At 71.4% G+C, this 21,962-nt stretch carries 16 protein-coding genes; 13 read left to right on the top strand and 3 right to left on the bottom strand.

Annotation, left to right across the window (positions count from 1 at the left end; all coding sequences use genetic code 11):
- Positions 1-34: 34 nt before the first annotated feature.
- The 10 genes from ABZ855_RS18610 to ABZ855_RS18565 all read left to right on the top strand — a co-directional run bounded on the left by ABZ855_RS18610 (position 35) and on the right by ABZ855_RS18565 (position 14,182).
- Positions 35-352 carry a hypothetical protein gene (locus ABZ855_RS18610; protein WP_360808026.1) on the top strand — a complete coding sequence of 106 codons (318 nt, stop codon included), beginning with the start codon at positions 35-37 and terminating at the stop codon, positions 350-352.
- The gene (locus ABZ855_RS18605) at positions 353-1,516 is read left to right on the top strand and encodes a hypothetical protein (RefSeq protein WP_360808024.1); all 1,164 of its coding nucleotides are present in this window, start codon (positions 353-355) and stop codon (positions 1,514-1,516) included.
- A gap of 4 nt (positions 1,517-1,520) precedes the next feature.
- The gene (locus ABZ855_RS18600; RefSeq protein WP_360808022.1) at positions 1,521-2,324 is read left to right on the top strand and encodes a phage baseplate assembly protein V; all 804 of its coding nucleotides are present in this window, start codon (positions 1,521-1,523) and stop codon (positions 2,322-2,324) included.
- Complete coding sequence (locus tag ABZ855_RS18595; RefSeq protein WP_360808020.1) at positions 2,321-2,683, top strand: hypothetical protein; 363 nt, start codon at positions 2,321-2,323, stop codon at positions 2,681-2,683. The genes ABZ855_RS18600 and ABZ855_RS18595 overlap by 4 nt, the downstream gene beginning before the upstream one ends.
- Positions 2,684-2,743: 60 nt before the next feature.
- Entirely contained in the window at positions 2,744-3,109 is a 366-nt protein-coding gene (locus tag ABZ855_RS18590; RefSeq protein ID WP_360808018.1) for a GPW/gp25 family protein, read from the top strand.
- Positions 3,110-3,206: 97 nt separating this feature from the next.
- Complete coding sequence (locus ABZ855_RS18585; protein ID WP_360808016.1) at positions 3,207-4,823, top strand: baseplate J/gp47 family protein; 1,617 nt, start codon at positions 3,207-3,209, stop codon at positions 4,821-4,823.
- Positions 4,820-8,926 (top strand): phage tail protein, encoded by a 4,107-nt coding sequence (locus ABZ855_RS18580; protein WP_360808014.1) that lies wholly within the window; start codon positions 4,820-4,822, stop codon positions 8,924-8,926. The genes ABZ855_RS18585 and ABZ855_RS18580 overlap by 4 nt, the downstream gene beginning before the upstream one ends.
- Positions 8,927-9,002: 76 nt before the next feature.
- Complete coding sequence (locus tag ABZ855_RS18575; RefSeq protein ID WP_319203084.1) at positions 9,003-9,557, top strand: hypothetical protein; 555 nt, start codon at positions 9,003-9,005, stop codon at positions 9,555-9,557.
- Positions 9,558-9,567: 10 nt separating this feature from the next.
- Positions 9,568-11,487: a DUF6519 domain-containing protein gene (locus ABZ855_RS18570; protein WP_360808012.1), complete on the top strand. Its 1,920-nt coding sequence runs from the start codon at positions 9,568-9,570 to the stop codon at positions 11,485-11,487.
- 133 nt (positions 11,488-11,620) lie between these two features.
- The gene (locus ABZ855_RS18565; RefSeq protein ID WP_360808010.1) at positions 11,621-14,182 is read left to right on the top strand and encodes a vWA domain-containing protein; all 2,562 of its coding nucleotides are present in this window, start codon (positions 11,621-11,623) and stop codon (positions 14,180-14,182) included.
- A gap of 97 nt (positions 14,183-14,279) precedes the next feature.
- Here ABZ855_RS18565 and ABZ855_RS18560 read toward each other — a convergent pair whose 3' ends face one another.
- Positions 14,280-15,365 (bottom strand): exo-alpha-sialidase, encoded by a 1,086-nt coding sequence (locus ABZ855_RS18560; protein WP_360808008.1) that lies wholly within the window; start codon positions 15,363-15,365, stop codon positions 14,280-14,282.
- 211 nt (positions 15,366-15,576) lie between these two features.
- On the opposite strand from ABZ855_RS18560, the gene ABZ855_RS18555 reads away from it, so the two are divergent.
- Positions 15,577-16,143 carry a hypothetical protein gene (locus ABZ855_RS18555; protein WP_360808006.1) on the top strand — a complete coding sequence of 189 codons (567 nt, stop codon included), beginning with the start codon at positions 15,577-15,579 and terminating at the stop codon, positions 16,141-16,143.
- Between the two features lie 113 nt (positions 16,144-16,256).
- On the opposite strand, the gene ABZ855_RS18550 is transcribed toward ABZ855_RS18555, so the two are convergent.
- Together ABZ855_RS18550 and ABZ855_RS18545 are read right to left on the bottom strand one after the other, a co-directional pair.
- On the bottom strand, positions 16,257-17,063 hold the full coding sequence (locus tag ABZ855_RS18550; protein ID WP_360808004.1) for a pectate lyase: 807 nt from the start codon (positions 17,061-17,063) through the stop codon (positions 16,257-16,259).
- Between the two features lie 79 nt (positions 17,064-17,142).
- Complete coding sequence (locus ABZ855_RS18545) at positions 17,143-18,123, bottom strand: polysaccharide lyase family 1 protein (protein ID WP_360808003.1); 981 nt, start codon at positions 18,121-18,123, stop codon at positions 17,143-17,145.
- A gap of 447 nt (positions 18,124-18,570) precedes the next feature.
- On the opposite strand from ABZ855_RS18545, the gene ABZ855_RS18540 reads away from it, so the two are divergent.
- Together ABZ855_RS18540 and ABZ855_RS18535 are read left to right on the top strand one after the other, a co-directional pair.
- Positions 18,571-19,905, top strand: coding sequence for a PHB depolymerase family esterase (locus ABZ855_RS18540; protein WP_360808001.1), 1,335 nt, complete (start codon positions 18,571-18,573; stop codon positions 19,903-19,905).
- A gap of 800 nt (positions 19,906-20,705) precedes the next feature.
- Complete coding sequence (locus ABZ855_RS18535; protein ID WP_360808076.1) at positions 20,706-21,944, top strand: SGNH/GDSL hydrolase family protein; 1,239 nt, start codon at positions 20,706-20,708, stop codon at positions 21,942-21,944.
- The last annotated feature ends 18 nt before the right edge of the window (positions 21,945-21,962 follow it).

Genomic DNA, 21,962 nt, shown 5'->3' with positions numbered 1-21,962 from the left:
CCGGAACGGACCCACGCAGCAGGAGGAGACGGCCATGGCCGTATCGATCACATCCCGGTACCGCGGGCTGGAGGTCTACGACGCCCCGGACGCCACCGGGGCCGTGCACCCCACCGTGGCGATCCGCCGCCATGTCCCGCCGCGCGCCGACGGCGTGGACTACCACCACCGGGTCACCGGCATCGAGGACATCGAGTACCTCGCGTGGCGGTTCCACGGCGACAGCGAGATCTGGTGGCGCATCGCCGACGCCAACCCGACCGCCTGCCCGCTGGACCTGCGGCCCGGTGACGCCCTGTCCGTGCCCACCATCTCCGGCTTCGGCCGGATCGACCGCGAACGGATCCTGTAGATGGCATCGCCGGGTGACGACGCGGCGTTCGTCGACTTCCAGGTCAGTGTCGACGGGACGAAGGACAGCTGGGTGCCGGTCTCCTCGGCCGTGCAGTCCGTGGACGTCGAGGACCACGACCGGCTGACCGACCAGGCCGTCATCGTGCTCGACGACAGCACAGGCATGCTCGCGCACGCGTCGTTCGAGGGACTGCTGACCCGGGTGACCGTGGGCTGGCAGGCCGAGCACGCCACCGTGTTCGAAGGCGTCATCCGCGGCAGCCGAATGCTCGCCCTGCCCGGCGGCCAGGGCTGCGAGCTCACGGCGTTCGACCTCAGCTACTTCATGAGCGGGCGGGCTCTGGCACCGGACGAGTGGAAACCGGGTGAACGGCTCAGCACGGTGATCGACCGCCTGGTGACCCGGACCGGGAACCGGGTCCGCACGGCGAAGATTCTCCCCGTCCAGGACCGGGTCATGGACGCGCACCGCCCGGTGGGCCAAGTGGGCGGCACCGAATGGCAGTTCATCCTCCGGCAGGCCGAACTGCAGGGCTGCCTGGCGTTCGTGGAGTTCGTGAGCACGGAGGACGTGTCCAAGTTCTACTTCCTGCCCATCAAGTCGGTCGCGGAGAGCAAGCCCGTCGGCACGCTGACCTACTGCCAGGGCACGGGCAGCCTCCTCGAGTTCTCCTTGGAGCGCGTCAGCTCCGGAGCGCTGGCGCTGCGCGAGTTCAGCGCGATGGATCCGGGAACCGGCCAGGTCGTCGAGCAGAAGGCACCCGCCGAGCCGCCCAAAGAGCCGGTGCCGCCCCCCGCCACCGTCCGCAACAGGGAGGCGACCGTCGCACAGAAGCGGGCGATCGAGGCACTGACGGAACTGGGGGCCAAGGCGGCGGCCACCCTCGTACGTCCCGTCGAGCACCTGGCGGGAGAGGCCGCCGTCGCGGCCACGGCCGTGCAGGTCGAGCCCGACCCCACGCGCCGGCTCGGGCTGAGCGGTCGCGGGGTGGCCCTCGGCAACGTACGGCTACGGGCCAAGTCGATGGTCACGATCAAGGGCGTCGCTTCGTGGGCGGAGGGCGACTGGTACCTGACCAAGGTCAACCACGTGTACTCCCGGGTGCGGGAGAAGGACCGGGTCCGGTCCTCGTACCACACCAAGTTCACGGCGACGAGGTGAGCGCATGGCTACCGACGGACTGAGCCGGCACATGGGCAGGTACTACGGCAAGTACCGGGGCGAGGTGGTCGACAACAACGACCCCAAGCACCAGGGCACCCTCACGGTGCTGGTGCCGACGATATTCCGCGGGACGGCGGTCGCCGCCGCCGCGTGCATGCCGTACGGGCACTTCTTCGTGCCGCCCGTCGGCGCCCGGGTCTGGGTGGAGTTCGAGGCGGGGGACCCGCAGTCGCCGCTGTGGGTCGGGGTGTGGCACCCGGAGGGCTCCACCCCGCCGGAGACCCAGGTCTCCCCTCCCGAGCGGCGGGTGATCCAGACCCGCTCGGGACACACCATCGAGATCGACGACACCGAGGGGGAGGAGCGCGTCCTCATCCGGCACAGCGGCGACGCGTTCGTCTCGATCGACCACAACGGCAGTGTTCTGCTGGCCAACCAGCAGGGCTCGCATCTGCACCTCGACGCGGAGAACGGCACCACGACCCTCGTCGAACAGCACGGCAACCACCTGGTGATGGGGGAGAACGGCACCGCCCTGGTCAATCCGGACGGCACCACCCTCAATGTCGCCGGGGACACCGTCCATGTCAGTGCCGCCAAGATCGTCCTGGACGCGACGACCGTCGCCGTGGGCAGCGGCGCGGGAGAGGCGGTGGTGCTGAAGTCGGGGTTCGAGGCGCTGTGGAAGGCCGTGGTCGGTCATACGCACCCGACGCCGCAGGGGCCGGCCACGGCGTCTTTGGAATTGGCCCCCGTCCTGCCGAAGCCCGGTACGCACTTCAGCAGTGCGGTGGTCGTCAAATGACCAGCCGCTGCTCGTTCCCGCCCTTCCCGGAGATCCCGGTACCCGTACCGGCGTTGCCGGGGCTGCCCACGATTCCCAAGCCCCCCGCCCCGCCCGTCCTCGAAACGCCGGTGCTTCCCGGCCTGCCCGCCCCACCCCTGCCGAAGATCGCCGTACCCCTTCCCGCGGTGCCGGGACTGCCGGCCGCGCCCGCGCTCCCCGCCCCGCCGAGCCTCGCACTCCCCGCGCTGCCGGGGCTGCCCGCCCCACCGGTCCCGGAGATCCCGGTACCCCTGCCCGCCGTACCCGGTCTGCCCGCGCCGCCCTCGATTCCGGCGCCGCCGCACCTGCCCGCCCCGCCGCCCTGCCCGCTCGACTGACCCGTTCCGCCGCCCCTCGCTCCACCCACTCCCTACCGATCACCGATCGAGGAGGACACCATGCCCGAAGCTGCGGGAACCGCGTTTCCGTTCCGGATCGATCCGCGCACCGGCGGGGTCGCCTGGACCACCGGCTTCGACAAGGTCCGCGAGGACCTGCGGATCCTGCTGCTCACCCGGCTCGGCGAACGGCCGATGCTGCGCGAGTACGGCACCAGGGTGCACTCGCTCGTCCACGAGCCCGCCGACGACGTCACCGCCGACCTGCTGCGCAGGCAGGCCCACGAGGCCGTCGTCCGCTGGGAACGGCGCATCGTCGTCACCCGGGCCCATGTCGGCCACGACCAGGGCGAACTGCGCCTGGCGCTGGACTACATCCACGCCGACCAGCCCGTGGGCGGCCAGCTGATCGTGCCGCTGGACTGACGGCACCCGGCACGCACCCCTGCACACACCTCGGGACACCCCGACTGCCGCTTCGCAGACAGAAGAGCAGACAGAAGAACCGATCCAGGAGCCCACCGTGACCACGCCGCCCGCCACGCCGCCGGCCATCGACTACACCGACAAGGACTTCCGGTCCCTGCGGGACGCCATGCTGCGGCTGGCCCGGCTGCGGCTGCCCGAATGGACCGACGAGTCACCCGCCGACCTGGGCATGCTGATGGTCGATCTGTTCGCCTACGCGGGCGACGTGATGCTGTACTACCAGGACCGCATCGCCAGCGAACTGTTCCCCGGCACGGCCACCGAGCGGCAGAGCGTGGTCGACCTGCTCCGGCTGATCGGCTACGAACTCTCCCCGGCCGTCCCCGCCGTCGCCGACCTGCTGCTGACCTTCACCCGCCCCACGACCGCCCAGCGGGTCAGGGTGGCGCACGGCAGCCGTTTCGCCTCCCGGTCGCAGGACGGCGCCGCCGTGCTGGAGTACGTGTATCTGGGGCCGGACCTGGACCTCGACCTGCTCTCCGACCAGCTTCGGCCCGGCGAGGACCCGGACCTCGGGCCCGTCGTGCACTACGACGGACTGCCGGTGGAGCAGAGCGTCGCCGTCGAGGACGTGGTGCTCGGCTCGTCCACCGGTGAACCCAACCAGACGTTCCGGCTGCCGGACCCGACCGTGGTGGTCGACTCCGTCGTCGTACAGGTCAACGAGGGTGCGGGCTGGGTCACCTGGGACCGCAGGGACAGCCTGCTCTTCGACATCTCCGCGGACGGCAGGGCCGTGTTCTCGCATCCGGAGGCCCGGCACTACCAACTCCTGATCGACGGCACCGGCACCGCGCATGTCGTGTTCGGCGCGGGGCGGCGTCCTCCGGTGGGCCTCAGCAACGTCCGGGCCTCCTACCGGGTGTGCCGGGGCGCGGCGGGAAACCTGGGCGCGGGGGCGATCACCCAGCCGCTGACCCCCGTTCCCTCCCTGCGCGCCGTGGTCAACCCCCAGGGCGCGGCGGGCGGCGGCGACGCCGAACGCACGGACCACGCGGCGAAGTACGCCCCCTTCGCCTTCCGTTCCACCAACCGCGCGGTCACCACCAGCGACTACGTGGCGCTCGCCCACAGCACCGGCACCGTCGCCAAGGCCCGGGCGTACAGCGCCTCCTGGAACCGGATCGACCTGTACGTGGCCCCGGCGGGCGACTCCTTCCGCCCCGTCCCCGAGGCGCTGCGCCACCGGCTGATCGGATACTTCGAGGACAAGCGGATGGCGGGCACGCTGGTACGCGTCCTGGACGCCCAGGCCGTGCCCGTGGACATCACGATCGAACTCCTCACCGACGAACGGTTCGTGAGCGACGCCGTGGCCAGCCATGTCGAGGCGGCCATCGCGGGCCTGCTGGCCTTCGACCGGGTGGACTTCGCGCAGACCCTTTACCAGAGCGACTTCTACGCCGTGGCCGAGGCGGTCCCCGGGGTGCTGTCCTCGACGATCACCACGTTGCGCCGGGCCGACCGGCCGCCCGCCGACCTCGACGCCGAGCTCGCCCGGCACAACCTGCCCCCGCTCGCGGAACTCCCGCCGTTCCTGCGGGAAGCGGCGCTGTCGAACATCGCGACCGAAGGCCGTATCGACATAGGGGAGTTCGAGATCCCCGTCCTCGGCGCACTCGACGTGCGGGTCAGGACGGGCGCGGTATGAGAGTCGACGCGTTCACCGCGACGGCCGACCTGATCGGCCGGCGTGTCCTGGTGAGCTGGACCTTCGTACCGGAGCCGGGGGAGAGCGTCGCCGTTCCGCCGCCGGTCGCCCTGCGGCGCAAACTGCGCGACTTCTCCTTTCCGGGCGTGCCGTCGAACGGCGCCGATCCGTATCTCGTCCACGACAGCGCCGCCTTCCCTCCCGCCCCAGTGCCGGGAGTGCTGGTCGTACGGGATCTGCCGGACCGTGACTGGACCGAGGGCGCCGAGCGCGTCAGGGAGCAGACGGTGACCGTCGCCGAACTGGTCACGGGCGCCCCGCGCGAGATGGTGCGCCGAACCGTCCGCACCGTCTTCGCCGCCGACCGCCGGGTGCTGCGCCACGAGGTGGACCTCCTGGACGTCGGCGGCCCCGGCACGGAACTCGACCCGGGCACGACCTACTACTACCGGCTCGAGACCCCCGGCCGGCCCGGCGAGCCGCTGCTGGCCACCGCCACCCCCGGCTCGCCCCACGGACACAACCGCACCCTGTACGAACTGATCCCGGAGGTGTACCGCCGCCACGACACGGTCACCCGCCCGCCGGACGAGGGCACCGGACTGCTGCCGGAGGCCGCCGGGAAGGGCGGCCAACTGCGCAGGTTCGTCGACGTGTTCGGCGCCGGGCTCGATTCCGTGCGCAGTTCCGCCGAGGGCCTGCGGTCACTGCGCGACGTGACATCGGTGGACGCGCGGTTCCTGCCGCTGCTGGCCGACTGGATCGGCTGGGACCTCACCGCCGACCAGGACATCGCCCGCCGACGCAACGAGATCGCCACCGCCCCTCGCCTGTACGCGGCCGTGGGCACCATGCCGGGACTGCGCAGCGTCGTCGACCACTACACCGGCTGGTCCACCCGGGTCACCGAGTTCGTCCAGCACCTGTCACGCACCGGGAACCCGCCCCAGTACAACGTCTTCGCCGCCGTACGTCGGCCCGACCCGGCGGGAGGCCCCGAACCGGTCTGGGCGGGATCCGACGACGCGGCGCCCGTTCTCGGTTTCGCGCCCCCGAACGACCGGGCGGTGGGCACCCAGGCCCACGCCGCCGAGCTGACCGGGACCCTGCGCGAGCCGTTCGCCCTGCACCCCGGGATGACCCTCACCGTGGCCGTCGACGGGGGACTTCCCGCCACCCTCACCTTCGGCCCCGGCGACTTCGCCGACCTGTCCGCGGCCACCGCCGCCGAAGTCGCCGCCGTGGTGGACCGGTTGGCCGACGGGCTGCGCGCCGAGGCGGTGGGCGGGGTCCTGCGCCTGCGCTCGCCGTTGCAGGGGCCCGACTCGCGGATCGTGCTGGAGGGTTCCCCCGCGGGGCTCGTCTCCCTCGACGGTGCGCCGCGCGGCCGGATCGCCACCGACCTGGACCCGCTGGGACGCCTGTGGGTCGCCCACGCGGGCACGATCGGCCCCGGCACCGTACAACCCCGGCTGACCTGCAAGGCCCGGCTGCGCGGGCGCTGGTACGACGGTCAGCAGGTCGAGGACCGGCCGGTCGCCGCCCAGGCCGACCCCGCGGTGGTCGCGCTGCCGGACGGACGGCTCTGGCTGTCCTGGGTGGAGCATCCCGACACGCCCGCCGCCCGGCTGCGCTGGCGGGTCGGCACGAGCAGGCCACTGACCCCGGCGCGGCTGCGCGGCGAGACCGCAGCCCCGTTCCGGCTCGTCCCCGGCACCCGGATGACCCTGACCGGATACGGAGCCACCGAGGTGTTCACCGTGCACCCGGCCGACTACGCCGACCCGGGGGCCGCGACCGCACAGGAGGTCGTCGCCGCGGTCAACGCCCAGCTCGACGGGGTGAGCGCGGCCGCCGCGGCGGACGGCTCGCTGGCCCTGCACACCACCGCGACCGGCCCCGGAGTGGTGCTCCGCGCCGACCTCGCCGAGTCCACCGCCGCCCGCGCGCTCGGGTTCGGCGACCGGCGCATGATCGGCCGGGGAGGCTGGGAACCCGAACTCGACTGGCAGCCGGCCGCCGAAGTCGACACCGTCGCCCCGGGGCGCCTCGCCGACTGCACGGCCGTACTCGATCAGCAGGGGGCCGTCCGGCTGTTCTGGAGCACCCACCGCCAGGGAACCTGGCAGCTCGCCCGCGCACGCTGGGACGACTCCTTGCTCGTCGCCACCGCCGCCGGAGTGGGCGTCCTGCAGGGCGACGGCAGTTGGCGGTCCGTCACCGCCGCCGACGGCCTCCCCAGCAACGACGTACGCGCCACGGCCCCCGACGCGGACGGTGCCACCTGGTACGCCACCGCCGCCGGCGCCGCCGTGCGCACCGGCGGCACGCTGACGGCCCTGACCACGGCCTCCACCGGTGGCGGGCTCGCCGACAACGACGTACGGGCGGTCACGGTGGCCCGCGACGGAACCGTCTGGTTCGCCCACGCCCAAGGGGTCAGCGGGCGCCGCCCGGACGGTACCTGGACCACGCCGAGCACCCCGCAGGACGGCCGGCACCTCGCCGTCGACACGGCGGGCCGGGTATGGCTCGCCACCGGCAACGGGCTCGTCCGCCTGGGCCCGGCCGGAGAGCAACGCGTCTTCGGCACCACCGACGGACTGCCGGCCGCCGAGGTCCGGCATGTCGCCCCCGCCGCCGACGGCTCGGTCTGGGCCACCACCGTCCTCGGCATCGCCCGGATCACCCCCAGCGGCACGGTGTCACTCGTCGACCTGCCCGCGGCCCTGACCGGCCCGGACGGGGGTACGAGCCCACCGGCCGAGGTCCGCGACATCCGCGCCGTCGCGTTCGCCGCGCCACCGGTCGGCGTCCGGCCCGAACCCGGACAGACCGGAACCGCGTGGATCGCCACCGGAGCCGGCCTCGCCGAACTGCGCCCCGGGGGCACAGCCGTGCTGCACACCACCGCCGAAGGCTTGCCGGGCAACGACTGCCACGCCGTGTCGGTCGCCCCGGACGGCGAGGTCCGGGTGGGCACCACGACGGGACTCGGCCGCCGAACCCCAGCCGGTGTCTGGCGGCGCGTCACCTCCGCGGACGGACTGGTCGGCGACCAGGTCCGCGGCCTGCACGGCCCATGGTCCGCCCCCCAGTGGTTCGCCCCCGCCGGGCTTGCCGACCGTGAGCCGCATGTGGTCGGCGACGGCACTCGTCTCTGGCTGACCTGGGCGGAACGGCAACCCGAGACGAACAGCGGCGAGAACTGGTGTGTCCGGCTGCGCAACTGGACCCTCACGTCCGGCTGGTCCGCCCCGAGCCAGGTCACCGGCCCTCCGGCGCCCCCGGCCCGGGCCACCGACCGCGAACCCGCCCTGTCCCGCCTGCCGTCCGGCGGACTGCGGGTGTACTACCGCTCCGACCGAGGCGGGGGCCGCCGCCTCTGGTCGACCGACGTGGACGCGTCCGGTACGGCCGGCCCACCCACGCCCCGACTGCCCGGAACGGCTTCCGACGGCCACCCCGCTCCCTTCACCCTGCCCGACGGCACCGAGTGGCTGCTGTTCCGCAGCGACCGCAACGTGGCCCTCGGCAGGCTGGGCGGCGGCATCCCGGGCCCGGACGACACCCGGACCAGCCGCCGCGCCCCGGAGGAGGCCTCCCTGCGGCGGTTCGCCGGATCCGTGACGGCGATCCCGGCCGACCTGGACCGCAACCGCGGCCGGGCCCGCTTCGGGGACCTCGGCGACTACACCCCGCAACAACCCCGCGGCGGGCCGATGTCGGCGGACGAGGTCTACACCCCGGCCACCATCGGGCTGTACGTCGACCGGGGACCGGCCGGGCGCCCGCTGGCCCGCCGGGACGCCGAACGGCTGCGTCAACTGCTCGAGCGGTTCCTGCCCGTGAACCTGCGCGCCGTGATCATCCTGCGGTCCACCGAGCTGGAGGAGATCGTCTTCGCCCCGGGCAACGAACTCACCGACTCCTACCAGGACGACTACCCCTTCGCCGAGGTGCTCCCGCCCCTGGAGGAGGCCACCGCGGTGGCCCTGCCCGGCTGGCAGGTCTTCCTCGCCGGCGACGGCGGCAGCGTCGCCGTCGACCTCGACAACCCCGTCACCCTGCGCCGGCGTCTGTGGTGGCCGCCGTTCACCTGACCCACGCCTCGACGGCTCAGCCCGGAACCCGAACGACCCGAACCCGCACGACCCGAACGGAAGGACGCGAACGAAGATGACCACGACAGGTCCTCGGCACGACGGCGCCGAACACCCGGCCGCCGCCCTGCGCGGACAGTACCGGGACGTCCTGCGCGGCCCGGACGGACGGGTGCGCTGGGACCGGGGCTGGCAGTCCAACGCCATCGTCGGCGACTGCCGCAAACTGCTGGCGTCCTTCATCCGCGGCACCCCCGCGGCGAACGGCCTGATCGGACTCCAGGTGGGTGCCGGACTGAGCCAGTGGGACAGCACCGGTCCGCCGCCCGCGACCAGCGGCCAGACCGCCCTGGTGGACCCCAACCCGTTCCGGCTGACCACCCTCCAGATCGACTTCCTGAACGCGGGCGCGGTGTCCTCCACACCCACCAACCGCCTCCAGGTCCTGGCGACCTTCGGCCCGGGCTTCCCGCCCTGGCCCAACGGGAGCCATGTCACCGGCAATCTGCGCGAGTTCGGCCTGGTGGCCCAACTGGGCGGCTCGGCCGTCCTGATCAACTACGTGACCCATCCCGTCATCGCCAAGGACCGCGACAGCACGCTGGAGCGGACCGTCTGGCTGACGTTCTGAGGAGCGCTCCATGGCGATCATCACACCGAGCACCTTCGACCCCCTGCGCCGCTACGCGAACGTACGCCTCCAACAGGGCGTCCCTCTCGTCGACGCCGACCTCAACGAACTCGACGACGTCCGCAAGTTCGAGCTGCGCGCCCATCTCAGGTGGTACGTCGGCGACGGCGTGCCCGAGGGCAGCGACGGGTTCCGCATCGTCGGCGGACTGGACAACGACTTCACCATCTCCGCGGGCGTGCCCACCGCGCCCGCGAACACCGCGCCCACCGACCAGGGGCTGCGCCATGTCGGCCGGATCCTCGTCGACGGCCTCGACGCGATCATCCCCACCGATCTGCGCTACTCGCAGCAGCCGTTGCACGCCGGCCGTCCCGGCGCCGCGGCCCTGGCCGCCCGGCTCGGCGTCCCGGTGACACCCGCGCTCACCACTCCCTCCGGACCCACCCAGTTCCTCGTCTACCTGGACATGTGGGAACGGCTGCTCACCCCCGAGGAGGAACCAGGCCTCATCCACCCGGGCATGGGTGTGGAGTCCTGTGCGCGGATCGTGCGCGAATGGGTCGTACGGGTCAAGACCGGGTCGGTCCTGCCCGCGCCCGGGGCGACCGATCACATCCCCGCTCACCTGTACTACCCGCTGGCGCGCCTCAACCGGCGGGGCGGCCAGGCCGCCGTCACCGGCGCCGAGATCTCCGACCGCCGTGAGCGCCGGCTGCTGACACCGCCCGCGCACCTGCTCACCGACGTCCTCGACGTCGCCGACCCGGCCGCCTACCGCCGCGGTGAGGGGCGCCCCCTGGTCAGTCTGCGCTCCGCGATCAACTCGCTGATCAAGGGCGAGCTCCCGGCCTCGCCGGACCTGGCGGTGTCCCCGGCCCCGGAGCCGGACTTCATCCGCAGGGCCGCCGTCGCCGACACCGCGGGCGGGCTGGTGGTGGTCTGGCAGTCGCAGCGGGCCGGCGGAACCACCCTCCAGGTGGTCGCCTCCCGGCTCGACCGTTCGCAGCCCAGCGCGGGCTTCACCCAGGCGGCGATCCTCACCACCGGTACCGCCGTCCACCAGGAGCCCACGGCGGTGGCACTGCCGGACGGCGAGCTGCTGGTGGCCTACCAGACGGGGTCGTCCATCGGGACCGGGGCGGACGTGCACATGAAGCGTGGCCCGTTCAGCCGGCTCGACACCGCGCCGCAGGAGGACGTCGGCACCACGACGAGCTCCGCCGACACCCTGCCGCATGCCGTCGTGGCCGGCGATTTCGCGGTCCTCTTCACCCACCAGTCGGCGGCCGGACGCTGGTTCTACCGACGCTTCGACCACGTCGCCAAGACCTTCGTCGACCTCCAGCCCGTGCAGTTGCAGGACATCGCCGCCTCGCAGCAACCCCTGCACGCGTCCGTGGCGGACGGCATGGTGTGGGCGGCCTACACGGACGGGACCAACCTCCGGGTCCTGCGGCTCAACCCCGCCGCGTCCCCCGGACAGGGGGTCGACATGACCGGTTCGACGCCGGCGCCCGCCTCGTCCAACGCCTTCGTCCTGGCCCACAACGCCACCAACGCCCGGGTGTTCTTCGACAGCGGCAGCACGCTGATGGAGTACGTGTGCACCAACGGCGTCTGGAGCAGCCCGGTGGCGGTCGCCGGGGCAGGCGGGGAGAAGCAGCCGAGCGCGACCGTCGATGCGGAGAACACGCTCTATCTGCTCTCGCAGCGGCCGGCGACGGGCGGCGGCAACGAGATCGTGCTCCGTAGACGCCGCAACCTCGTGACCGAAGTGGGCGGCCCGCTGCGGCTGACCCTCGACAACGTGGACAACGCCAAGCCCTTTCCCGTCTTCGTGCCGGGCCAGGGCATCTGGATGTTCTGGCAGACCAATCGGCTGGGCAACAACGACATCTTCGCGAAGTGCATCGTGCCCACGGTCTGACGGCACCCGGCGCGCATCCGCATCCACGCATGCGAACCGAGAACCGAGAACCGCGAACCCGCACCACCCGACGGCCGCGCGGCCGAGCGCGTCCACGCATTCCATGACCGGACAATTCTCCCAAGGAGAGAGCATGCCGTTTCCCGGCGTCAGCCAACCGACCCTCGATCACTATCGGATAGACAACTCCAAGGCGTTCCTCGCCAACTTCGACCTGGACGTCGACGGCGGGACCGCCACGGGCTTCACCATCAGCTTCCCGGACACGGCACCGGCCGCGGGGCTGACCGTCACCCTCAAGCCGCCGCCGTTCACCAACAACCCGGACCCGGCGCCCGTCGCCCTGTGGCCCGTGCCCAACTCCCCGGTGGTCAGGGGCGCCTACACCATCACCGTGTCCAGCGAACCGGCCACCGATCCCACCGCCCTCAACGTGGAGATCTTCAACAACGCCGGTGACTTCAACCAGACGTGGGAACTGCGGGCCAAGGTGTCCGCACCCATCGGCTGGACCCTGAACTACGCGATCGTCGGCACCACGAACATGCACTACCTGGCGAGCGACCCGCGCGCCGAACTCCAGGGCACGCCCGCCGCCATGCGGGAACAGGAGCCGATCACCCTGCACTCGGCGGACGCGACCCAGGGCACGGTCATCGGGACCCTGCCCGCGAGCCTCGCGCCCACCTACCGGTGGCGCCACGAGCACGACATAGCCATCAGCGACCTGCCCAGTCCGGTGCTGACCGCCCGCGACTACGACATGAAACTGCCGGGCGTCTACGAACCGCAGACGATCCGACTCGTTACCGACGTCGCCTTCGGCGGCACGACGCCGAACAACACGGCGTTCCTGACGAGCACCAGTGACCCGAACGAACTCACGGTGAGCGCCCGCCCCCAGCACGTCGTCATGGTCCTGGACCGTTCCGGCAGCATGGCCCTCGACTCCCCGAGCCGCTGGAGCCGGGCCGTGGCGGCAGCCCGGGTCTTCACCCACCTCTACGCGGGGGCCAGGGAACACGTGCACGGCGACGACAGCCTCGCCATCGTGACCTTCACCGACGAGCAGGGCTGGCACGGAGGCAGTCCGTCGAACCTGGTCAAGACCATCATGCCGCTGACCAAGATCGGCCAAGCGAAGGACAGAATCAAGACGCTCGACCTTGAGCAGCCCCTCAGCCTGACCCCGATCGGCGACGGACTCGTCCGGGGTGTCGACCTGCTGGCCGACGCCGGGCCGGTCGGCGACCGGCGGCTCACCATGCTCCTGGTCACCGACGGCGAGGAGAACGCCGGATGCGTCTACGTCGGCCCCAACGACCCCAGCGCGTCGGCCGGTCTGCCGCCGGGGACCATCAAGAAGTTCGCCGACCTGCCCTTCGACCCACTGCATCCGAGGCGTGGCGAGATCCTCAACTGGATCAGGGAGCACAAACAGCTGTTCGCCATCGGCCTCGGCTCGCAGGTGGAGACCACGGTGCTCGGCAATCTCGCCGCCGGGACCGGGCACTTCCTGCCCGTCAACACCGCGGCCGACCTTGCGTCCGCGTTCGCCCAGATCCTCAACCTCAACCAGGACGTCGACCGGCCGATCGCGACCGTCGACGCCGCCGGAATGGCGCACTTCACCACGACTGCGGGCGCCGACCGCCTGATCTTCGCGATCGTGCCGAAGAACCCGGTCTCGAACACCACCATCAAACTGGAACGGCTCATCCCAAGCACCGGACAGTACGAGACGTACTCCGTCACGCCGGAGAGCACGGAGACGCACCACGCCGCGTGGGTCTCCGACCTGCCCGAGCTGACCGACGCCGCGATCGAGTGGCGGGTGACGTATCTCGACATCACCAACCCCCTGCAGCCCGTGCCGAAGCCCCTCACGGTCGAGGAGGTGTTCCCCTTCGAGGACCTGCACGTCAAGGCGGACGTCCTGCTCGACAAGCCGGCCTACCTCACCGGCGACGACATGAAGCTCACGGTACGGCTGCGGCACGACGCGGCACCGATCCTGGGCGCCACGATCAGGGCCGAACTGGTCGCGCCCGCCGTCGGGATGGGCACGGCCCTGTCCGGCCTCGGCTCCAACGTCCGGATGGAGGCGTTGTCCGACCGGCGTGACCCTCCCTCGCAGCGGGAGGCGAGAATCGAGGAGCTGCTGCGCCGCAACAAGTGGCCCCACCTGCCCTGCGAGGAGCCCCCGAAGGGTCTGTTCGTGGACGGCACGAACGAACTGCACGACCCGGACGGTGACGGCAACTACACCAACACCTTCGCTCGGGTGAACAAGGAGGGAGCCTTCAGCTGGACGCTCTTCGCGGAGGGCGTGGACACCAACGGCCAGCCGTTCAGCCGCCAGTTGACCGTCGCCGCGTTGGCGGGGATCCGGGTGGACGTGCGGAAGACAGAGGTCGAACAGACCCGCGTCCCCTCGCATCCGAGCGGGATGCGGGCGGTACGGGTGACCGTGACGCCCCAGGACGCCCATGGCGGGCTGCTGGGTCCCGACAAGGACCGGGTGGTGATCTGGGCGCTGGAGAACGGCATCTTCGAGCACGTCTGGAAGAAGGAGCCCGCCCCGGTGTTCACCGACGGCACCTACCAGCGGGTGGTCCTCTTCCGGGCCGGCCAACGCCCCCGGCTGAGGGTCAAGGCGAGCGGAACCGTGCTGCGGGAGATCCGCATCGCCTGACGCCACCGGGTGCTCCGGGGCCTGCCGCACCGCCCCGGAGCACCCACCCGCTCACCCCTGCTCGACGACTGCCGGCCGAACCTCCGACCGCCGGTCCTCAGTCGATCACCGCGGCCCGCACGCACAGCACGTCCGGCAGATGGGACGCCAACTGCTGCCAGCTGTCGCCGTCGTCCGCCGACGCGTACACCTCGCCGTTGCGGTTGCCGAAGTAGACGCCCGCCGGGTCAGCGTTGTCCGTGCACAGCGCGTCGCGCAGCACCGTGCCGTAGTGGTCGCCCTGCGGCAGCCCCGCCGACAGGGGTTCCCAGCTCTTGCCCGCGTCCGCCGTACGGAAGACGCGGCAGCGGTGGTCGGCGGGGACGCGGTCGGCGTCGGCGTTGATCGGGAAGACGTACGCCGTGTCCCCTCGGTGCGGATGGGCCGCCACCGCGAAACCGAACGTCGAGGGGAGCCCGGCCCCGATGTCCGTCCACTGCCCGCCCGCGTCGTCGCTCCGGTACACACCCCAGTGGTTCTGCAGGTACAGCCGGTCCGGGTTGGCGGAGTCCTTCGCGACCTTGTGCACGCACTGGCCGAACTCCGGGTTCGGATCCGGCAGGAACACCGCGGAGACACCGGAGTTGGACGGGGCCCAGCTCGTGCCGCCGTCGGCCGTACGGAACACCCCGGCCGTCGAGACGGCGACCGTCAGCGCACGCGGGTCGCGCTGGTCGGTGACGATCGTGTGCAGGCCCTCACCGCCGCCGCCCGGCACCCACCGGGAGCGGGTGGGGTGTTCCCACAGCGGGCGGACCAGCTCGAAGGACTCACCGCGGTCCTCGGAGCGGTACAGCGCCGCCGGTTCCGTGCCCGCGTAGACCACGTCCGCTTCCGCCGTCGAGGGGTGGAGCTGCCAGACGCGCTCCAGCGAGGCACCCGTGTCCTTGGGGAACCTGACGGCGGGCCGCTCCGGTTCGGTCCAGGTCCGGCCCAGGTCGTCGGAGTGGAAGACCGACGGTCCCCAGTGCGCGCTGTCGCCGCCGACCAGCAGTCTCGGGATCTCCCGCCGGGTGTCGATCGCGATCGAGTACACGGCCTGCGCGTTGAAAGAGGGGCTGTCGTCGAACTCCCACGTGCCACCGCGCCGGTGCCCGATGAACAGGCCCTTGCGCGTGCCGACCGTGAGCAGTACCTCGGTCATGCCGATCACCTCCGGGACGTCTTTGTCCAGTCATCGGCCAGTCTGCACCCCACCACTGACAGTCACCTCTGGGAGCGGTGTCGCCGCAGGTCAGCGCGGTTTGTCGGCGGATGTGACGGACAACTCCGCCGAGCCGTGAGCAACGGCGGGACATCGCGCGTATGGGAGGACGGCAGGGCATGTCCGTGTGTGCGTGAGGAGGATGCCTTCGATGGCGGCATTCCGTGGTCCGAGGGTGTGGCTGTGGCGTTGGCGGCGGAATCCGCTCAGACGCCGCGTGGATGCCATGGAGGGATGGGCCGTGCTGGCCACCTGGGCACTCATCGTGCTCACCGGAGTCCTTGTGGGCCTGGTGGCGACCCACTCCGTCGCGCGGGGGCTCGCGAGGGAACGCGCCGAGTGGCGGGCGGTGACGGCCCTGGTCGTCGAGGACGCGCCCGGCACGGTCGGCAGCGAGAAGGTGTGGGCGAAGATCCGCTGGACCGCCGCCGACGGCACCCGGCACACGGGCCAGGCCCGCGTCGACTCGGGCAGCACCGCGGGCAGCCCGGCGACGATCTGGACGGACCCGCAGGGCCGCCTGGTGACGAAGCCCGCCACCGAGTCCGAGGCCCGCCTCAGGTCCGCGCTGGTCGGCGCCCTCGCGGGCGGGAGCGGGGCGACCGTGCCGTATGTCGGCTGGCGTCTGCTGCGCGGCCGGCTGGAGCGGCGCCGCATGGACGAGTGGGACGAGGCCTGGGAGCGGTTCGACCCGATGTGGGGCCGCAACACGCGCTGACACGTGTCGAGGGGGCGGGAGAGCGAGGGCGGGGAGCGGGTGCGGGCCGGGAGGACGGCGGCTGTACGAGGCGGGTGCGGGCCGCCTCGTACAGCCGCCGGAGGGGGGATGGCTCAGCGGTACGTGATGTCGCCGGACGAGTACTTGCAGTACGTGCCGTCCGCGTTGGAGCCGTTGGTGGTCGGCTCCTTGCCCGTGTTGTTACCGATGTACTTCTGGCAGGGGACGATCTTCTTGCTGGTGTCCCCGATGATCGTGATGCCCCTCAGGGTTGCGCTGTCGCCGTAGTTGGTGTTGATGCCGGCGAGCTTGCCGCCCGACCAGGTCGCCTCGATGTTGGTGAGGTTGATGGTCCGCTTGTACTGCGTCGAGCAGTTGCCGCAGGACCGGACGAACGTGCCGAAGTTCTTCGCCGCGAAGTTGGAGATGTTGAGCGTCCCCGCGCCGTTGAACTGGAACACCTTGTCGCTGGCTTCTTTCGCGCCGCCACCGGAGATGGTGTACACGTTCGACGAGGAGCTGCCGCGGAAGGTGGCGGCGTCCTCGCCGACGTCCTCCCACCACACGTTCTGCAGGGTGCAGCTGCCCTTGCAGTGGATGCCGTCGGCCGCCGGGGCGCCGATGATGACGTTCTTGAGGACGGCGCCCGCCGCCAGCTCCAGGATCGGTCCCTGGTCCTCGTCCTGGCCGCCGGTGCCGAGGTCGCCGGTGCCGTAGAGGCGCTTCATCCCGTAGTCCTTGGTGCCGGAGATCGGGATGGTCGAGGAGACGCCCTGGCTGCCGTTGGCGGTCGGCCAGGTCGCCGCGCTCGCGGGGGAGAGCGCTCCACTAGTCATGATCATGCCAAACGTAAGGCCGAGGGTGGCCAGGGTGCCCGTCAGCGCGCGCCCGCGCGCGCGTGGCTGTACCGCAGAAGTCATGTCCCGATGCCTTCTTCCAGTCGGTCGTGCTGTGTGGGGAGCCGGCGAAGGTGCCGGATTCGCCGGAAACGCGGACTTGTCAGATCTTTCCGGCACCCGCACCGGAGGTCACCGAGGCGACGACGGTCGAGGCCGGCTCCGCGGTGTAGCTGTACGGAGCGGTGGTGAAGCTGCCGACCCGCGAGACCTCCGTGGCGGCTCCGCCGAGGTCGTTGCCGCGCAGGTTGGCGTATCCGTCGATGTCGCTGCTGCGGTTCGTGGTGACCGCGACCAGCGTCGAACGGAAGACGTTGTTCTCGACGAGCATCTGGGCGCCCATCCGGGAGTGCACGGCGGTGTCGGCGCCCTGGACGTAGTTGTCGTAGAAGTGGCCGGTGCCGAACCGCAGGCTGGGGATGCGCGAGTACACGTTGCTGAAGTGGTTGTGGTGGTACGTCACCTTCAGATGGCCGGTGTCCTCGGACGCGTTGTTGTCGCTGTGGCCGACGAGCGAGCCCTTGAAGTGATCCTTGAAGGTGTTCCAGGACACCGTCACGTTGTCGGAGCCGTGGTTGATGTCCAGCAGACCGTCGTAGTAGTCCTTGTCGTGGGTGCGGTCCGCCGAGAAGGAGTTGTGGTCGATCCACACCTTCGTGGACTCCTGGACGGTCACCCCGTCCGAAGGCGCCAGCGGCTTGCTGATGTTGAGATTGCGGACGACGACATTGGTCTCCTCCTTGATCCGGAGGCCGCCGCCGGTGAACCCGGAGGACGAACCGACGCCCAGCACCGTGGTGTTGGAGCCCAGGTCCACCTGACCGCTCAGCGTGATCAGACCGCTCACCCGCACCACCTTCGCCGCGTTGCCCGTGACAGCGGTCCTGAAGGCGGCGAGCGTCGTCACGGTGACCGGGGTGGCGCTGCCGCCGCCGGTCGTTCCGGCACCGAATCCGACGGGTGCGTTCTCGGCCGCACCGGCCGGCTGCGGGGCGGCCAGAACGGCTGCCGCCGCGAGTGCGGTGGCCACGGCTGCCGCCGCCATTGATCTTTGCTTCTGTGTACGTGGGGGGCGTGTGCGCATGCGGGTGCGTCCCTTCGGGAGGGCTGACTGACCGAGGGGGCGATCAGTCACATGAACATCGATCACTGGGTTGTGCGCCATGGCGTGTGCTGTGCGCGTACCGGCGGAGCGGCGACGGAGGGCCCGGAGTGGGGGACGGCACGGCTTCAGGGAGTGCGCAGTCCCTGTGGCGGTGCGTTCCGGGGCGTCCCGTCGAATGTGAATCGACATCGATGGGTCACATCGATGAACGGAAGGTAGGGGGTAAGCGCTTTCTGGTCAACGCTTTGCGCGCAATGCGTGCCGGTCGGTTCTGCAACCGCTGGTCAGCGAATTTTTTCGAAGGGTGGGAGCGCTTCCATGAAGGCCATGCTCATGCCACGATGCGGAACGGGCAGCCCCGCTCAGCGGGACTCCGACTTCCGCCACGCGTCACCCCACGAGCCGTGATCAGGAAGGGACCAGGACGTGTCCACCACTGTCGGCAACATCGCGAGAAGACCGCTGCGTTCGGTGCTCGTCGCGCTTCTCGCAGGCCTGCTGCCGTTACTCGCGGCGACATTCCTCACCGCGCCCGCGGCTTCGGCCCGCACCGAAACGGCCGCGGAGACCCCCACGGCGGCGGCCGCCACGCTCACGGAGATAACCGGCTTCGGGGCCAACCCGAGCAACCTGCAGATGTACGTGTACGTCCCGGACACCGTCACCGCCCGCCCCGCGGTTCTGGTGGCCGTGCACTGGTGCACCGGCTCAGGGCCGGTGTTCTACTCCAACACCGAGTACGCCTCGCTGGCCGACCGCTACGGCTTCATCGTGATCTACCCGTCCGTCACCCGAAGCAGCAAGTGCTTCGACGTCTCCTCGCCGCAGGCGCTCACCCGGGGCGGCGGCAGTGACCCGGTGGGCATCAAGTCCATGGTCGACTGGGTCACCCGGACCTACAACGCCGACACCAGCAGGGTCTTCGCCACCGGCGTCTCCTCCGGCGCGATGATGACCAACGTCCTGCTCGGCGACTACCCGGACGTCTTCGCGGGCGGTTCCGCCTTCGCGGGCGTGCCGTTCGGCTGCTTCGCCACCACCAACGGCTCGGAGTGGAACAGCGAGTGCGCCCAGGGGACGGTGATCCACACCCCGCAGGAGTGGGGCGACCTGGTGCGCAACGCCTACCCCGGCTACACCGGGCCCCGGCCGCGTATGCAGCTCTGGCACGGCACCGAGGACGACACCCTGCGCTACCCCAACTTCGGGGAGATGATCAAGCAGTGGACCAATGTGCAGGGGCTCACGCAGACGCCGGCCGCGACCGACTCGCCCCAGTCCGGCTGGACCCGCACCCGGTACGGCTCCACCGGTGACAAGGCGCCCGTCGAGGCCATCAGCCTCCAGGGGGTCGGCCACAACCTGATCACCACGGGTATGGCCGCCCGAGTGATCACCTTCTTCGGCCTGGACAGCGGCGGCACCGTGCCCCAACCGCCGGCCGGCCCCTGCAAGGTCGCGGCCACGACCAACGCCTGGAACACCGGGCTGACCGCCTCGGTGACCATCACCAACAACAGCACGACGGCCGTGAACGGCTGGAAACTGGGCTTCACCCTGCCCGCCGGCCAGACCATTACCTCCGGCTGGAGCGCCACCTACGCCCCCGCCTCGGGTGCGGTGACGGCCACCAACGTCTCGTACAACGCGGCCATCGCGCCCGGCGCGAGCGTCAACATCGGGTTCCAGGCGAGCCATACGGGCAACAGCGCGGCGCCGTCCGGCTTCACGCTCAACGGAACGGCCTGCACGGCCGGTTGAGCCCCACACCGCCGGGTGCGTGCCACGAGCGCGCACCCGGTCATCGCTGGTGCTCGGCCCGATCCGGGCCAGGCGCGCGGCGGTTTGCACCACGCGTCCGGCGGTCCGAGCCAGGCGCTGGGCGGTGTGAACCACGTGTCCGGTGGTCCGAACCGGGCGCTGGGCGGTGTGAACCACGTGTCCGGCGGTCCGAACCGGGCGCCGGGCGATGCGAACCACGTGTCCGGCGGTCCGAACCGGGCGCCGGGCGATGCGAACCACGCGTGCGGCGGTCCGAATCACGCGCCCGGCGGTTTGTACCAGGCGCCCGGCGGTTTGCACCACGCGTCAGGCGTCCGACCAGGCGCCCGGCGGTTTGAACCACCCGTCCGGCGATCCGAACGCGCCCGACGGTTTGCACCACGTGTCCGGCGGTCCGAACCAGGCGCCGGGGTCAAGTTTGACGCTCGATGGTCTGCGATCAATGGCCGGCGTCGGGCAGCCGACGGCCTGGACAGGATGCTCGACGGCTCACAGAAGGCACCCAGGGTTTGCAGAAGGCGCTCGGCGCCCGCACGGGGTCCGCAGAACACGCCCGGCGGCGGGCAGCGGTGCCCGGTGGGTCGAACCAGGCGCCCGCCGGAACCGACAGGAACCGAACCGAACAGAACTCCCCGGACAAGGAAGGCACCCGGCCCGTGAAGTCGCCCCATCTCGCGCAGTCGCCCAGGTCCCAGCGGCGGTCCGGCAGAGCAGTGCTCGCCTACGCGGTCGCCACCTGCGTGTTCGTGCTGACCCTCGCCGTGGCGTCCTCCGCCGTGGTGGCCCTGGTCAGGAGCCCGCAGCAGGAGGCCGCCGGCCCGGGCCGGTCCGCCCCGCACTGGGTCAACACCTGGACGTCGATGCCCCAGCTCACCGAGCCCGGCAACATGCCGCCCCCGCCCTTCACCGGGGAGCGTTCCGTCCTCGTCGACACCACCCTGCGTCAGACGGTGCGTGTCTCCACCGGCGGCGAGCGCGTCCGGCTGCGTTTCTCCAACGCTTTCGGCACCACCCCTCTGCCGCTGACCGCCGTGACGGTCGCCCTTCCGCTGGCCGGCCGGGCCGGGGTCAGCGCGGTCGAACCCGGGACCCTGCGCGAGGTGACGTTCGCCGGGCGCCGGTCCACCACCGTCCCCGCCGGGGCCCAGGTGGTCTCCGACCCGCTGGACTTCGGGCTGCGCCCCGCGAGCAACCTGACCGTGACGACGTACCTCGCGAGCGGCCAGGCCTCCCTCGCGCTCACCTCGCACCCGGGCTCGCGCACCACCTCGTACCTGCGCACCGGTGACGGCACCGCCGAGCAGGATCTGACCGGGGCCACCCCGGTCAACCACTGGTACCTGCTCAGCGACGTCGAGGTGCTCTCCGGACGGGACACACGGGCCGTCGCCGTGCTGGGCGACTCACTGTCCGACGGCCGGGGCTCCACGACCAACGGCAACAACCGCTGGCCCGATCAGCTCCTGGACCGGCTCAGGGGTCTGCCGGGCGGCGACCGGATCGCCGTACTCAACCAGGCCGCGGGCGGCAACAGGGTCCTCAACGACGGTCTCGGGCCCAATGCCCTCGCCCGGCTCGACCGGGACGTCCTCGCGCACAGCGGTGTCTCCTGGCTGATCGTCTTCGAGGGCGTCAACGACATCGGCACCGCCGAGGCCACCCCCGCCGCCCAGCAGCGCGTCACCGACGACCTCATCGCCGCCTACCGGCAGATCGTCGTACGGGCGCACGCCCAGGGCATCCGCGTTTACGGCGCCACCCTGACGCCCTTCCGCGGCAACACGCCGTACGACGATCCGGCGGGCCTGCGCGAGACGACCCGGCAGGCCGTGAACGACTGGATCCGCACCGCCGGTGCCTTCGACGCGGTCGTCGACTTCGACCGGGCGGTCCGCGATCCGGCCGACCCGGGACGGCTGCGCCCGGACCTCCACGACGGGGACTGGCTGCATCTCAACCCCGAGGGGTACCGGACGCTGGCCGCCGCCGTCCCCGCACGCTGGTTCAGGAAGAGCTGATCCCGGGTTGTTGACCGT

Origin of the sequence: Streptomyces sp. NPDC047042 (assembly GCF_040644035.1) — a bacterium.
GTDB lineage: Bacteria > Actinomycetota > Actinomycetes > Streptomycetales > Streptomycetaceae > Streptomyces.
Note: the sequence above shows the minus strand (reverse complement) of the source record. Positions and strands in the feature narration are given on the sequence as shown.